Source organism: Chromobacterium piscinae (genome assembly GCF_021129175.1).
In the GTDB taxonomy this organism is placed as follows: Bacteria; Pseudomonadota; Gammaproteobacteria; order Burkholderiales; family Chromobacteriaceae; genus Chromobacterium; species Chromobacterium piscinae.
The window spans coordinates 1-13,203 of the sequence record NZ_JAJOHV010000032.1 but is presented as its reverse complement, the minus strand read 5'-3'; the positions used below and the strand labels follow the sequence as shown (position 1 = coordinate 13,203).

Here is a 13,203-nt window from a genome sequence, read left to right as displayed (position 1 = left end):
TCCGCCTGATCAGAACAGCTGGGTGTCGAACAGCGATTTCACGCCGCCGGCGAATTCCACGCCGATGCGGCGCGCCACCCGGCTGGAGAAGTCATCCTGCTGGGTGTAGTCCACGGTTTTTTCCGCCTTCACCACGTCGCGGGCCACCGAGGCCACGGTGCCGTAGCCGTCTGCCAGTCCAAGCGGAATGGCTTTTTCGCCCAGCCATACCATGCCGCTGAACATCTGCGGGTCTTTCTTCAGTCTCGGGCCGCGGCCGTTTTCCACCGCCTGGATGAACTGAGCGTGGATGTCGTCCAGCAGTTGCTGGCGGATGGCGTCGTGTTTGGGGTTGGGCGGGGAGAACGGGTCGCCCATCGCCTTGTTCTCGCCGGCGGTTTTCAGCCGGCGGTCTATGCCCAGCTTTTCCATCGCGCCAGTGAAACCGAAGCCGTCGGACAGCACGCCGATGGAGCCGACGATGCTGGCCTTGTCGACGAAGATCTTGTCCGCTGCGGCGGCGATGTAATAGCAGCCGGACGCGCAGACTTCGCTCACCACCACGTAGACCGGAATGTCCGCGTGCTTTTTCTTCAGAAGCCGGATTTCATCGTAGACCATGCCGGACAGCACCGGGCTGCCGCCAGGGCTGTTGGCGTCGATGATCACGCCCTTGGTGTTCTTGTCGCGGAAGGCGTGATCCAGCGCCGAGATCATCTTCTTGCCGGTTTCATTCTCGCTGGTGATGGCGCCGTCCAGCTCGATCACCGCGGTGTGGCCGCCGCCGGCCAGGCCGACCGCGCTTTTTTCCTCGCCGCGCATGAACACGCTGGCGGCGATCATGCCGATGATGACCAGCCAGGCCAGGCGGAAGAAGATTTTCCACTGCCGGCTGCGGCGCTGCTCAACCAGGGAGGCCGAGGCGAGCTTCTCCAGCAGTTGTCGTTCCCAGTTTTGGGTGTCGCTCATTTTTCGAATCTGTTCCAGGATAATCCCGTGAGTCTAGCAAAATTCAGGCGGGCATGACATTCAGCCAGACTTGGCTGTCTTCTTCGACGATGTCCAGCGCCGTCAGGGATTGGCCGCGGCAGGGGCCCCAGGTGCAATAGCCGTTGTCGGGGCGATAGCGCGCGCCGTGCATGCTGCAGATCAGGTAGTGGCCGGAGAGGTCGAATAGATTGCCATCCTGCAGATCCAGCTCCACCGGGATGTGGCGGCAGCGGTTCAGATAGCCGTAAACCCGGCCGCGGTAGCGGATCACGAAGGCGGGCAGCGGCTCGCCATCCGCCTGGGCGATCTCGAAGCGGCGGGCAAGGCCGCCGTCTTCCAGATCGGAGGAGCGGCAGATCAGCAGAGCCTGGGGAGCAGCCATGACGACAGCTCGGACAAGGAGTGGACGATGGCGCGGGGCTCGCAGCGGATGAGCTCGGCGCTGTCGTGGGCGCCGTGGCTGATGCCGACGCCGTGGCTGCCGGCGTTTCGCGCCATCAGCAGATCATGGCTGGTGTCGCCCACCATTACGGTGCGATCGAGCGCCACGCCGAACAGGTCGGTCAATTGCAGCAGCATGTCCGGGTGCGGCTTGGAGTGGCATTCGTCGACGGTGCGGGTGGCGTCGAACAGGTTTTTGATGCCGGCGGCCGCCAGCGCGCGGTCCAGGCCGGCGCGGCTGCTGCCTGTCGCGATGGCGACGAAAGCGCCGCAGTCCCGGATCGCTTCCAGCGTGTCGCGGGCGGCGTCGAACAGCGTGACGCGGTCGAGTCCGGACTGGTAGTGGCGGCGAAAGGCGTCCACCAGTTCGGGCAGACGGCTGGCCTGGTCCGGCGGACAGAACTGCTGCATCGCCTCGGCCAGGCGCAGGCCGATCACGTGGCTGGCGGCCTCGCAGCCCGGCACCGGCAAGGCCAGGTCGCGGCAGGCTTGCTGGATGGCATTCACGATATGGGCGGTGGAGTCCATCAGGGTGCCGTCCCAGTCGAACACTACCAGATCGTATTCACGCATCAGCGCGGCTCCAGGGTTTTCAGGAATTTCTGCAGCTCAGGCGGCAGCGGCGCTTCCAGCTTGAGGGGCGCGCCGGTCAGCGGGTGCGGCAGCGTCAGGCTTTTCGCATGCAGGAACATTCGCTTCAGTCCGCGCCGCGCCAGCTCCTTGTTCAGCGCGAAGTCGCCGTATTTCTCGTCGCCGGCGATCGCGCAGCCGTTGGCCTGCATGTGAACGCGGATCTGATGGGTGCGGCCGGTGCGCAGGTGCGCCTCCACCAGCGTAAATTCAGTGTAGCGCTGCTGGATTGAGAAGTTGGTGTGCGCGTATTGGCCGTCATCGCCCTCGGCGACCTTCACCCGGCGCTCGCCGTCCGGCGTATGGAACTTGAACAGCGGCAGCTTCACCTGCTTGACGTTTTCAGGCCAGGGGCCGGCAGCCAAAGCCAGGTAGCGCTTGTCCGGCACGTTGTCGCGCATCATGTCGTGCAGCTTGGTCAGCGCGGAGCGCTTCTTGGCCAGCATCAAGAGGCCGGAGGTTTCGCGGTCCAGCCTGTGCACCAGTTCCAGGTAGCGCCATTCCGGGTGGGCGCGGCGCAGTTGCTCGATCACGCCGAAGGACACGCCGCTGCCGCCATGCACGGCCACGCCGGCGGGTTTGTCGATCACCAGCAGCGCGTCGTCTTCGTAAACCACGGGGAAGGTGGCGGCGGGCACGTTCTTTTCCGCGCGCTCGGCGACGCGGATCGGCGGAATGCGCAGCGTGTCGCCGGCCGCCACGCGGTAGCTGGCGTCGACGCGGCCCTTGTTCACCCGTACTTCGCCGGAGCGCAGAATGCGGTAGATATGGCTCTTGGGAACCCCTTTCAGCAGGCGTTGCAGGTAGTTGTCCAGCCGCTGGCCGGCATCTTCTGCGTCCACTTCAAGGAAGGTTACGGAATCTTTGCGAATGTCTGTCATATTGCTTATACTTATGGCGCTGTCCGCAGTGCGAATGCACCCAGAGCGGGCGGCGGTCGGAAACCAAGGTCACGGCCTGTTTAGCGTGATGCTGCTGCGGAAACCGATAATGGCCGGCAGGGGCCAACTCCTGACCTGATGCCGTTTGCACAGCCGCAGCCAAGGTTAACTCGCTCACCGAAAAGTAGCGATGGTAATGCATTTATACGCATAACGCACTCACGAGTATTCCATCCCTTGATGCAAAGCCAGTCAGGGGATTTTGCAGCGAAGTTTGACCCGGCATGCCAGCCGTCCTGCAATGTTTGTCCCGCCTGGTAGGCGGGATCGGCGACAACGCCGATGCGCCGTTTGCGCACAGAATCGCGGGGCTGCATGTGACCAAAATCAGGAAGTCGGCTTTCATAGCAAATCAGCTTTTCTCGATCTTTACCTCGACACTTCTTTCGGAAAGCGCCCATCAATAGTCACTGGGCCGTCAAATACTGGCTGCATCCTTGCGTGAGTGCTGCGCAAGGAATGTAAATGAAACGTATGTTGTTCAATGCGACGCAAGCCGAAGAGCTGCGCGTCGCGATTGTCGACGGGCAGAAGCTCGTCGATCTCGATATCGAGACCGTAGGCAAGGAACAGCGCAAAGGCAATATCTACAAGGGTATCATCACCCGGATCGAGCCCTCGCTGGAAGCCTGCTTCGTCGATTACGGCACCGAGCGTCATGGCTTCCTGCCGTTCAAGGAAGTGTCCCGCTCCTATTTTCAGGGCTATGAAGGCGGCCGTCCGCGCATTCAGGACGTGCTGCGCGAAGGCATGGAAGTGGTGGTGCAGGTGGAGAAGGACGAGCGCGGCAACAAGGGCGCGGCGCTGACCACCTACATCAGCCTGGCCGGCCGCTACCTGGTGCTGATGCCGAACAACCCGCGCGGCGGCGGCGTATCGCGCCGCATCGAGGGCGAAGAGCGCCAGGAGCTGAAGGATCTGCTGTCGCAGCTGGAAGTGTCGCATGGCATGAGCCTGATCGCGCGCACCGCCGGCATCGGCCGCAATCTGGAAGAGCTGCAGTGGGACCTCGGTTACCTGATGCAGCTGTGGCGCGCCATCGAGGGCGCCGCCGGAGCTCAATCCGCGCCGTTCCTGATTCTGCAGGAAGGCAGTCTGGTGATCCGCGCGATCCGCGACTATTTCCATCCGGACATCGGCGAAGTGCTGATCGACACCGATGAAATCCACGATCAGGCCCGCCAGTTCATGAGCCATGTGATGCCGAACATGCTGTCGCGTGTGAAGGTGTACAAGGATCATGTGCCGCTGTTCTCCCGCTTCCAGATCGAACACCAGATCGAAACCGCCTTCTCGCGCAGCGTGCAGCTGCCGTCCGGCGGCGCGATCGTGATCGACCACACCGAAGCGCTGGTCTCCATCGACGTGAACTCGGCTCGCGCCACCAAGGGCGCCGACATCGAGGAAACCGCGGTCAAGACCAACTTGGAAGCGGCGGAAGAGATCGCCCGCCAGCTGCGCTTGCGCGACTTGGGCGGCCTGGTGGTGATCGACTTCATCGACATGGAAAACCCGAAGAACCAGCGCGACGTGGAAAACCGCCTGCGCGACGTTCTGAAGCATGACCGCGCCCGCGTGCAGATGGGCAAGCTGTCCCGTTTCGGCCTGCTGGAACTGTCCCGCCAGCGTCTGCAGCCGTCTCTGGGCGAGACTAGCCACGAGCCATGTCCGCGCTGCCACGGCATCGGCTTCATCCGCGGCACCGAATCGTCGGCGCTGCACATCCTGCGCATCATCCAGGAAGAAGCGATGAAGGAAAACACCGGCGCGGTGCACGCGCAGGTGCCGGTTGACGTGGCCACCTTCCTGTTGAACGAGAAGCGCGCCGAGATCCACTCGATCGAAGAGCGCCTGGATGTCGACGTGGTGCTGATCCCGAACATCCATCTGGAAACCCCGCATTACAAGATCGTGCGCGTGCGTCACGACGACTTGGCCGAGCTGGGCGAAGCGCCGAGCTACAGCCGCGTTGAAGTGCAGGAAGAGGACGTGATCACCAATTTCGGCCAGGAAAAGCCGAAGGTGGAGCGCCAGGAGGCCGCGGTCAAGGGCATCACGCCGCAGCAGCCGGCCCCGAGCGTGGAAGCCAAGCCGGCCAAGCCTGTGGAGCAAGGCGGCCTGTTCGCCGGCATCGCGGCCTGGGTCAAGAGCTTGTTCGCCGAGCCGGAAAAGGCGCCTGCGCAGGATGCCAAGAAAAAACCGGCGCCGGCCGCTGCGCGCAACAACGAGCAGCGCGGCAACCGCCAGCGGCAGCAGGAGCGCCGCACAGGCGGCCAGGCTCGCCGCGAGCACGACCAGCGTCGCCATGCCCAGCAGGATGAGGGTAAGGCCCGCCGTCAGGACGAGCGCAAGGATGCCGATCGCGCTGAGCGCGCCGAACGCAAGGAAGCGCCGAGCCGCGAGCGTGAAGAGCGCAGTGAGCAGCCGCGCGAGCCGCGAGGCAACCGCCGCCGCGAACGCGAGGGCCGCGAGCCGCGTGAACCGCGTGAGCCCAAGGAAGTCCGCGAGCAGGCTCCGCGAGAAGATCGCGTGAGCGAGAAGGCGGAAAAGCAGGACAAGCCGCAACAGGAGCCGCGTCGCCGTCAGGCGCCGGCAGCCGCTCCGGCTGAAGCCGTCGAGAAGCCGGTGCAGGAAGAGCTGCGTCTGGATGCGGAAGGCGAGCAGGCCGAGCAGGAGCGCGGCGAACGCCGCCGCCGCCGCAGCCGCCGCGATCGTCGCCGTGACAATCCGGAAGGCCAGCAGGAAAACGCTGCGGAAGCGGCTTCCGAGTCGCCGGCCGCGCCTGTCGCCGAAGCGGCGGGAGCCGCGGTGGCGGCAGCCGTCGCATCGGTAGCGGTAGAGTCGGCAGTGGAGGCGGTCGAGTCCAAACTGGCGGTTGAGTCCGTTCCGGTTGAGGCGGTTGTCGCCGAACAGCAAGCGTCTGTCGTCGTGGCTGAAGCTCAGCCTGAGGCTGTCGTGGTCGAGCCGGCGGTGGTTGCCGAAGCCGACCAGGCTCCGGTTGTCGAGCCGGTTGCAGTGGTGATGGAGCCGGTTGCCGCAGCGGAAGCCGAGGCTAAATCCGAAGCGGCCCCTGAGCTTGCCGCCCCGGAAGCGGTTGTTGTGGAAGAGGCCGCGCCGGTGGTGTTGGCGAAGGTGGAAGAGGCTCCGGTTGCGGAAGCGCCGGCGGTCAAGGTCGAGGCGATTGTCGTCGAGTCCAAGCCGGTGGCGGTGGAATCCAAGCCGCTGGATCTGGGCGGGCTGGTGATGGTTGCGACCAAACCGGTGTCCCAGCTGTCGTCGACAGTGTCCGAGCCGGATCTGCCGCAAGGCCCGCGCCGCCGCGATGTCGCCGCCGTTGACGCGGCAGTCGCCGAGCCGGTGCAACTGGTTCAGATCGAAACGCGCAACGGTTGAGCGTGATGCCGCGCGAAGAGGGCAGCGCCCTCTTCGCAGGCCCCATGTGTTGACAGCTGCTTTTATCTGAATTAGAATCGCTTTCTCTGATGTTCCCTGATAGCTCAGTTGGTAGAGCGACGGACTGTTAATCCGCAGGTCGCAGGTTCGAGCCCTGCTCGGGGAGCCAGGAATTTAAAAAAAGCCCATGCGTTCACGCATGGGCTTTTTGCATTTCGCGCGGGCTATCTTGACCTGGGAGCATGCCTTCCAGCTTGGAAAGGACCGCCGGCCGGCGGCGCGTCGACAAAGCAGAGGCCGATCGGAGGCAGGGGCTGGCGATGCCCGGGCGCGATGGCGATGGCCGGGTTCATCAGGCTTGCGGCCAGCAGCCGAAGATCGAACAGCAGGTCCAACGCATCAGCCATCGCTAGGGCGCGGCCGGCGAACGCGGCGTCCAGGTGGCTGAGAAAGTCGGCGTAGCATGCCGAAAAACGCGCCAGCAGCGCCTGTTCCAGGTTGCCGGGCGGGTAGTCGTCAAGACGGACATTGGCCGGCATCGGCCATACGCCGTCCTGATCGAAGCCGGGCGGGGAGTCTGACGCGGCGAAGGCGGCCAGCCCGTCGCACAGCGGTGCATGATGGCTGGCCAATTCGTTGAGCGTGGCCAGCGCGTCGTCCAGGCCGCGGATGGCGGCGATCGGCGGGCCGGGAGGATAATCGAGCACCTGACTGCGCCTAGCGTCGAAATTCAGCTGTTTATGACATTGCTGGAACCCTTCCTGCAACGAACGGTAAAAGCTGGCTGCTCCTTCATGCCTGTTTTCACCATCGGAACAGAGCGCGATTTGCGGCAGCAGAACATCGCGCAGCAGACGGAGGCTGAACGGTTCTATGCCCATGGCCGGCGCTTCCGGCGCCAGTGGCGGCGATGACGGGTAAGCCGGCACAAATCCGGGCAGCGCCACGCGCGGCTGTCCGCCGATGGCGATCTGCAGCTTGGCGGCCAGCGCCATGCGCCGTATCTGCGAGGCGATCGCTTCCTGGAGCAGCGTGGACAGCGCGCGATTGGCGGCGGGTTTCAGCGACAGCCATGCGGCCAGAAGAGGCGGGATCAGGCTGTGCTCGCGCCGCAGCGCCTGTTGCAACAGGGCGGGGAGCCTGGCGGCGAATTCCGCGCCGGACAGGCTTTGTATGTTGCGGGCGCCTGCATGCTGCGCCGTTGCTTGCCTAAGGGGGCGGTGCGATACGCTCATGCCGGGTTTTCCTTGGGAGAGGGCGCGCCGCTGCCGGCGCCGCCAACGGTGGAAGCATGGCGGCGTGGTTTCCCCGCTGGGAACTGTTCTTTGGTGTAGACGGCTCTGCGGGCAATGGGCGAGAGGTGGAATGTCGTTGGTATTTTTGCGGCGGGGGGAACCAAACCGCCGCCATTCGCCATAATATGTCGTTTTTATTACGAGTCTTCGCGCCCGTGCGGCCGCGTTTCACTGCAAGCCGATGCCCCAAATCGAAATCCTGAATCAATCGCTGTTCCTGCTGATCAACGCCACGCCGGAAACTTCCCCGCTAGCCATCAAGCTGGCCGCCTTTATCGCCCAGGACGTCATGCGCCTGCTGCCGCTGTGGCTGGCCGCGCTGTGGCTGTGGGGCCGGCCGGCCCTGCGCGGCGTCATTCTGAAATCGGTGGCGCTGACGATTGTGGCCTTGCTCGGCAATTGGCTGATCGGTCTGGCCTGGCCGCATCCGCGGCCGTTCGCCGTCCCGCTTGGCCACGCTTTCCTGCTGCACGATGCCACGCCGTCCTTCCCCAGCAATCACGGCACCATTTTCGCGATGATGGCTTTGTGCTGGTGCTGCAGTCCTGCGCGCGGCTGGGGCTGGCTGCTGGCGATCGTCGGCATCGCCGTCGCTTGGTCCCGGGTATTCCTCGGCGTGCATTTCCCGCTGGACATGCTGGGCGCCTTGCTGGTATCCGTTTTCTGGTACGCTGCCTTGTCGCCGCTGTGGTCGCGCAAGGGTGAAGCCTTGACCGAGTCGCTGGAGTCGCTGTACCGCCAGTTGTTGGCCAAACCGATCGCCGCCGGGCTGATCAGGCGCTGAGTTCGTCTGTAGCTTCCGGCGGCTGTCCATGCCGCTGGGAGCTTTCGTGCCGCAATCCTCCTCTCCGTTTCCCGCCGTCGGCGGCCGCTCGGCGATTCCGCGCGGCGTCTGGGTTTTAGGTTTCGTCAGCCTGCTGATGGACGTGTCGTCCGAGCTGGCGCATAGCCTGCTGCCGCTGTTTCTGGCCGGCCCCCTCGGGGTGCCGGTGCTGGCCATCGGCCTGATCGAGGGCGTTGCCGAAGCTACCGCGCTGATCTGCAAAGTGTTCTCCGGCACGCTCAGCGACTGGCTGGGCAAACGCAAACCGCTGGTCATGCTGGGCTACGGCCTGGCGGCTTTCTCCAAACCGCTGTTTCCTCTCGCAGACTCCGCTGCCACCGTGCTGCTCGCGCGCTTTGTCGACCGGGTGGGCAAGGGCGTGCGCGGCGCGCCGCGGGACGCGCTGATAGCCGACATCACGCCGCCGGATATCCGCGGCGCGGCTTTCGGCCTGCGCCAGAGCATGGACACCATCGGTGCGGTGCTGGGCCCGCTGCTGGCGATAGCGCTGATGTTTCTTTACCGCGACGATATCCGCAGCGCGCTGTGGTGGTCTGTGCCGCCGGCGCTGCTGGCGGTGGCCGCCATCTGGCTATGGGTTCGCGAGCCGGCCGGGCAGGGCGAGGCGCGCGCGCCCGCTTCTCTGTTCAGCCGAGCGGTTTTTTCCCGATTTTCCGCGGGGTTCTGGGGCGTGGCCGCGCTGGGCGGGGTGTTCACGCTGGCGCGTTTCAGCGAGGCCTTCCTGGTGCTGCGCGGCGCGCAGCTGGGGCTGCCGCTGGCGTGGGCGCCGCTGGTGATGGTGGCGATGTCGGCCAGCTACGCGCTCAGCGCTTATCCATTGGGTTGGCTGTCCGACCGCGTCAGCCGCGCGCGCTTGCTGCAGCTGTCCTTGCTGCTGCTGATCGCCGCCGATCTGGCGCTGGGGGCGGTTGGGGGACCGACGCTGTTGCTGGCCGGCGCATTGTTGTGGGGCTTGCATCTGGGATGCAGCCAGGGCTTGCTGTCGGCCTTGGTGGCCCAGACCGCGCCGCCTGGCCTGGCGGGATCGGCATTCGGCCTGTTCAACCTGATTTGCGGCGCGGCGACGCTGCTGGCAAGCGTGGTGGCCGGCGCCTTGTGGCAGGCGTGGGGCGCGGCGGCGACCTTTCACGGAGGCGCGGCGTTCGCGGGGGCGGCGTTGCTGCTCGGTCTGGTTTTGCGTCCGTTGCGATAGTTCTTGCGGCCATTGTCTTGACTGTGCGCATGTCGCCTGTTTTTTAGGCGCACAAGGCGGCGAGTTGATGGTAAAGTAAATGTAAAGTTATTTGCTTATATCAATTTGTTATGTGTCGGCGGAGTGAGCATGTCTGAACGTGAAGTTAGGTTATGGCCGGAGTTCGTCAAGGCCCTGAAACAGGAAGTGGTGCCGGCGCTGGGCTGCACCGAGCCGATTTCGCTGGCGCTGGCGGCGGCGTTGGCGACCCGCGAGCTGGGCAAGGCGCCGGAGCGCATCGACGCCTGGGTATCGGCCAACCTGATGAAGAACGGCATGGGCGTGACCGTGCCCGGCACCGGCACCGTCGGCCTGCCGATCGCCGCCGCCGTCGGCGCGCTGGGCGGCGACCCGGACGCCAAGCTTGAAGTGCTGAAAACCCTGACCGTCGAGCAGGTGGCGGCCGGCAAGCAGATGTTGGCAGACGGCAAGGTGAAGCTGGGCGTGGCCGCGGTGCCCAATATCCTGTACGCCGAGGCCTGCGTCTGGCACGGCGACGAGTGCGCGCGCGTCGCCATCGCCGACGCCCACACCAATGTGATCAAGATCGAGCTCAACGGCGAAGTGAAGCTGAAGCGCGAGGCCGCCGACGCCAAGCCGGTGGAAACCTATGATCTGGGCGACGCCACCGCGCGCGACGTTTACGAGTTCGCGATGCGCGCGCCGCTGGACAGCATCGCCTTCATCCACGACGCGGCGGTGCTGAACAGCGCGCTGGCCGACGAGGGCATGAGCGGCAAGTACGGCCTGCACATCGGCGCCACGCTGCAGCGGCAGATCGAGGCCGGCCTGTTGTCCGAGGGCCTGCTGTCCAACATCCTCACCCGCACCACCGCCGCGTCCGACGCGCGCATGGGCGGCGCCACGCTGCCGGCGATGAGCAATTCCGGCTCCGGCAACCAAGGCATCGCCGCGACCATGCCGGTGGTGGCGGTGGCCGAGCACGTCAAGGCCGACAAGGAAACCCTGATCCGCGCGCTGGCGCTGTCGCACCTGATCGCCGTCTACATCCATACCCGTTTGCCCAAGCTGTCGGCGCTGTGCGCGGTGACCACTGCGTCGATGGGCGCGGCGGCCGGCATGGCCCAGTTGCTGAATGGCGGCTATCCTGCGGTCAGCATGGCGATCTCCAGCATGATCGGCGATCTGGCCGGCATGATTTGCGACGGCGCCTCCAATAGCTGCGCGATGAAGGTGTCGACGTCGGCCGGCTCCGGCTACAAGGCAGTGTTGATGGCGCTGGACGGCACCCGCGTCACCGGCAACGAGGGCATCGTCGCCCACGATGTGGACGTGTCCATCGCCAACCTGGGCAAGCTGGCCACCCAGGGCATGGCGCAGACCGACACCCAGATTCTGCAGATCATGATGGACAAGCGCTGAGCGCGGTTCACCAACGATGCGACAAGCCCGGCGACGCCGGGCTTTTTCGTTTACGGAGCCGCGCCGCGCGCGCTCAGGTACTGGGCCGGCGGCGCGCCCAGCGCGCGGCGGAACATGGCGATGAAGTTGCTGGGCGAGGCGTAGTCCAGCGCGTCCGACACCTGGGCGACGGTGCGGCCGGATGCCAGTTGTTCCATCGCCCATACCAGCTGCGCCTGCTGCCGCCAGCGGGTGAAGCTCATGCCGGTATCGGCCTGGATCAGCCGGCGCAGGTTGCGGCCGGACAGCGCCCCCTGCGCGGCCCATTCTTCCGCCGAACGGCTTGCCGCCGGATCGGCCAGCATCGCACGGGCGATCCGCTGCAGCCGGGGATCGGACGGCATGGGCAGGTGCAGCGCCTCGCGCGGCGCCAGCCGGATTTCGTCGAGGATGACGGCAGCGATGCGCCGCTGTTCCGGCTGATGCGGCGCATCGGGCCGCCATGAGGCCGCCCGCCGCACCAGCTCGTGCAGCAGCGGAGTGATGGCCAGCACGCAGGGCTGTGGCGGCTGCGGACCGGAGCAGCTGGGCAGCAGAAACACGCTCCAGCCGCTTAATGCGCCGCTGACGTGCACCCGGTGCGGCGTGTCCGGCGGCATGTAGCCGGCGCGGTGCGGCGGCAGCAGCCAGGAGCCGCGCGGCGTCTGGACGTGGATCAGCCCGTCGCTCACGCAAAACAGCTGGGCGCGCGCATGACTGTGCCAGTCGTATTCGCGGGTGCCCAGCCGGTACTCGCGGCTGGCCTCGTCGCCGCCGTTGAGCGCGATCAGCTCAGGGCCTTCCAGCCATTCGCTGAAGTTGGTGGGAGTGGGGGTCGATTCCATGTTGGCCATTATTCACTATTTATTGTCCAGATAGCGTTATATCGATAATTCCGGCGCGCCCGACAATGATGGCGCGGGGCTTGGCATGACCGGCAGCCGCATTCATCTGAAACGGAGAGTCATCATGAGCAGCGTGATCATTGTCGGCGGCGGCATCGGGGGATTGTGCTTGGCGCAGGGCCTGGCGAAGGCCGGCATCGAATTCGAGGTATTGGAGGCGGATGCGGGGCCGCAGATTCGGGGCCAGGGTTACCGCTTGCGGATAGATGCGATGGGGCAGCGGGCGCTGCGCCAGTGCCTGCCGCCGGAGTTGTTCGAGTTGTTCCGTGCCAGCTGCGCCGTCAGCGGACCGGCGCGCTTCGTCGATCCGCAGTTGAGTCCGTTGCCGGGACGGCAGCCGGAAAACTGGCGGGAAAACGCCGGAGCGGGCCAGGCGGACGGCGATCTGAGCGCGGACCGGCAGGTATTGCGCGACATCCTGAGCCACGGTCTAGCGGCGCGCATCCGCTGGGGGCGGCGGGCGCAGGGATTCGAGCGCGGCGGCGATGGCGTCGTCGTGCATTGCGCCGACGGCGCTGAACATCGGGCAGGGTTGGTCGTCGCCGCCGACGGCCTGCATTCGCCGCTGCGCCGGCAATGGCTGCCGCAGGCGGAGCCGGAGGCGATCGGCGCGCTGAATCTTTACGGCAAGGCCGCGCTGGAAGGCGTCGATCCGGCCTTGCTGGCTGGCCCGACCATCGTTTTCGCCGACGGTTGGACGCTGGTGATCGAGCCGATGCGTTTTGGCGCGGCGATGAGCGAGCTGGCCGCCCGCCACGCGCCGGATTGCCGCCTGAGTCCGACGGGCGATTACGTCTACTGGGCGATGTTCGGCAGGGAGACCAGCCTGGGCGGCAGCCTGCCAGCGGAGGAGGACGCCGCCGGATTGCGGCGGCGGATCGAGGCGGTGTCGAGCGGCTTGCATCCCATCTTGTCCGACTTGCTGCGGCGCACGGCGCCGGAGGCCGTCATGGGGCGGCCGGTCAGAATGGCCGCCGGTGTTCCGTCATGGCAGCCGGGACGCTTGACCGTGCTGGGCGACGCCATCCACGCGATGAGCCCGGCCGGCGGCGTGGGCGCCAACACCGCGCTGGCCGACGCTGCGGCGCTGGCGGCCTGCCTCGTCGATGGCGATGTCGACGGGGCCGTCGCCCGCTACGAGGCCGACATGCGC

The 13,203-nt window shown here is 65.8% G+C and carries 11 protein-coding genes and 1 tRNA gene; 6 read left to right on the top strand and 6 right to left on the bottom strand.

Going from position 1 to position 13,203, the window contains the following annotated elements:
* Positions 1–9: 9 nt before the first annotated feature.
* From LQR33_RS10825 to LQR33_RS10810, 4 genes are read right to left on the bottom strand one after another with little or no spacing between them, the layout of a single operon-like run.
* On the bottom strand, positions 10–948 hold the full coding sequence (locus LQR33_RS10825; protein ID WP_021476304.1) for a S49 family peptidase: 939 nt from the start codon (positions 946–948) through the stop codon (positions 10–12).
* Positions 949–991: 43 nt separating this feature from the next.
* Entirely contained in the window at positions 992–1,351 is a 360-nt protein-coding gene (locus LQR33_RS10820) for a Rieske (2Fe-2S) protein (RefSeq protein ID WP_021476305.1), read from the bottom strand.
* The gene (locus LQR33_RS10815; protein ID WP_104946768.1) at positions 1,327–1,983 is read right to left on the bottom strand and encodes an HAD family hydrolase; all 657 of its coding nucleotides are present in this window, start codon (positions 1,981–1,983) and stop codon (positions 1,327–1,329) included. Before LQR33_RS10815 ends, LQR33_RS10820 begins: the two co-directional genes overlap by 25 nt.
* Positions 1,983–2,921 carry an RluA family pseudouridine synthase gene (locus LQR33_RS10810; RefSeq protein WP_021476307.1) on the bottom strand — a complete coding sequence of 313 codons (939 nt, stop codon included), beginning with the start codon at positions 2,919–2,921 and terminating at the stop codon, positions 1,983–1,985. Before LQR33_RS10810 ends, LQR33_RS10815 begins: the two co-directional genes overlap by 1 nt.
* 525 nt (positions 2,922–3,446) lie before the next feature.
* Here LQR33_RS10810 and LQR33_RS10805 point away from each other — a divergent pair.
* Both LQR33_RS10805 and LQR33_RS10800 read left to right on the top strand, forming a co-directional pair.
* On the top strand, positions 3,447–6,374 hold the full coding sequence (locus LQR33_RS10805; RefSeq protein ID WP_231468902.1) for an Rne/Rng family ribonuclease: 2,928 nt from the start codon (positions 3,447–3,449) through the stop codon (positions 6,372–6,374).
* Between the two features lie 93 nt (positions 6,375–6,467).
* Positions 6,468–6,543: transfer RNA gene (locus tag LQR33_RS10800), tRNA-Asn, on the top strand.
* Positions 6,544–6,598: 55 nt separating this feature from the next.
* Here the strand turns inward: LQR33_RS10800 and LQR33_RS10795 are convergent.
* A complete protein-coding gene (locus LQR33_RS10795) occupies positions 6,599–7,609 on the bottom strand; it encodes a ferritin-like protein (RefSeq protein WP_231468900.1) in 1,011 nt (336 codons plus the stop codon).
* 241 nt (positions 7,610–7,850) lie between these two features.
* Here LQR33_RS10795 and LQR33_RS10790 point away from each other — a divergent pair, with 241 nt between their 5' ends.
* The 3 genes from LQR33_RS10790 (at position 7,851) to LQR33_RS10780 (ending at position 11,127) form a co-directional block, all read left to right on the top strand.
* Complete coding sequence (locus tag LQR33_RS10790; protein ID WP_231468898.1) at positions 7,851–8,453, top strand: phosphatase PAP2 family protein; 603 nt, start codon at positions 7,851–7,853, stop codon at positions 8,451–8,453.
* A 28-nt stretch (positions 8,454–8,481) separates the two neighbouring features.
* Entirely contained in the window at positions 8,482–9,705 is a 1,224-nt protein-coding gene (locus LQR33_RS10785) for an MFS transporter (protein ID WP_231468896.1), read from the top strand.
* A gap of 129 nt (positions 9,706–9,834) precedes the next feature.
* Positions 9,835–11,127 (top strand): L-cysteine desulfidase family protein, encoded by a 1,293-nt coding sequence (locus LQR33_RS10780; RefSeq protein WP_166438384.1) that lies wholly within the window; start codon positions 9,835–9,837, stop codon positions 11,125–11,127.
* 50 nt (positions 11,128–11,177) lie between these two features.
* Here LQR33_RS10780 and LQR33_RS10775 read toward each other — a convergent pair whose 3' ends face one another.
* Positions 11,178–11,990 (bottom strand): AraC family transcriptional regulator, encoded by an 813-nt coding sequence (locus LQR33_RS10775; protein ID WP_231468894.1) that lies wholly within the window; start codon positions 11,988–11,990, stop codon positions 11,178–11,180.
* Between the two features lie 124 nt (positions 11,991–12,114).
* Here LQR33_RS10775 and LQR33_RS10770 point away from each other — a divergent pair.
* Positions 12,115–13,203, top strand: a 1,089-nt coding sequence (locus LQR33_RS10770; RefSeq protein WP_231468891.1) for an FAD-dependent monooxygenase, incomplete at its 3' end; no start/stop codon positions are given.

What these genes read in the sequence shown, in the direction of transcription:
- LQR33_RS10825 (WP_021476304.1), bottom strand. Translation starts at nt 948, where the DNA reads ATGAGCGACACCCAAAACTGGGAACGACAACTGCTGGAGAAGCTCGCC.
- LQR33_RS10820 (WP_021476305.1), bottom strand. Translation starts at nt 1,351, where the DNA reads ATGGCTGCTCCCCAGGCTCTGCTGATCTGCCGCTCCTCCGATCTGGAA.
- LQR33_RS10815 (WP_104946768.1), bottom strand. Translation starts at nt 1,983, where the DNA reads ATGCGTGAATACGATCTGGTAGTGTTCGACTGGGACGGCACCCTGATG.
- LQR33_RS10810 (WP_021476307.1), bottom strand. Translation starts at nt 2,921, where the DNA reads ATGACAGACATTCGCAAAGATTCCGTAACCTTCCTTGAAGTGGACGCA.
- LQR33_RS10805 (WP_231468902.1), top strand. Translation starts at nt 3,447, where the DNA reads ATGAAACGTATGTTGTTCAATGCGACGCAAGCCGAAGAGCTGCGCGTC.
- LQR33_RS10795 (WP_231468900.1), bottom strand. Translation starts at nt 7,609, where the DNA reads ATGAGCGTATCGCACCGCCCCCTTAGGCAAGCAACGGCGCAGCATGCA.
- LQR33_RS10790 (WP_231468898.1), top strand. Translation starts at nt 7,851, where the DNA reads ATGCCCCAAATCGAAATCCTGAATCAATCGCTGTTCCTGCTGATCAAC.
- LQR33_RS10785 (WP_231468896.1), top strand. Translation starts at nt 8,482, where the DNA reads ATGCCGCTGGGAGCTTTCGTGCCGCAATCCTCCTCTCCGTTTCCCGCC.
- LQR33_RS10780 (WP_166438384.1), top strand. Translation starts at nt 9,835, where the DNA reads ATGTCTGAACGTGAAGTTAGGTTATGGCCGGAGTTCGTCAAGGCCCTG.
- LQR33_RS10775 (WP_231468894.1), bottom strand. Translation starts at nt 11,990, where the DNA reads ATGGAATCGACCCCCACTCCCACCAACTTCAGCGAATGGCTGGAAGGC.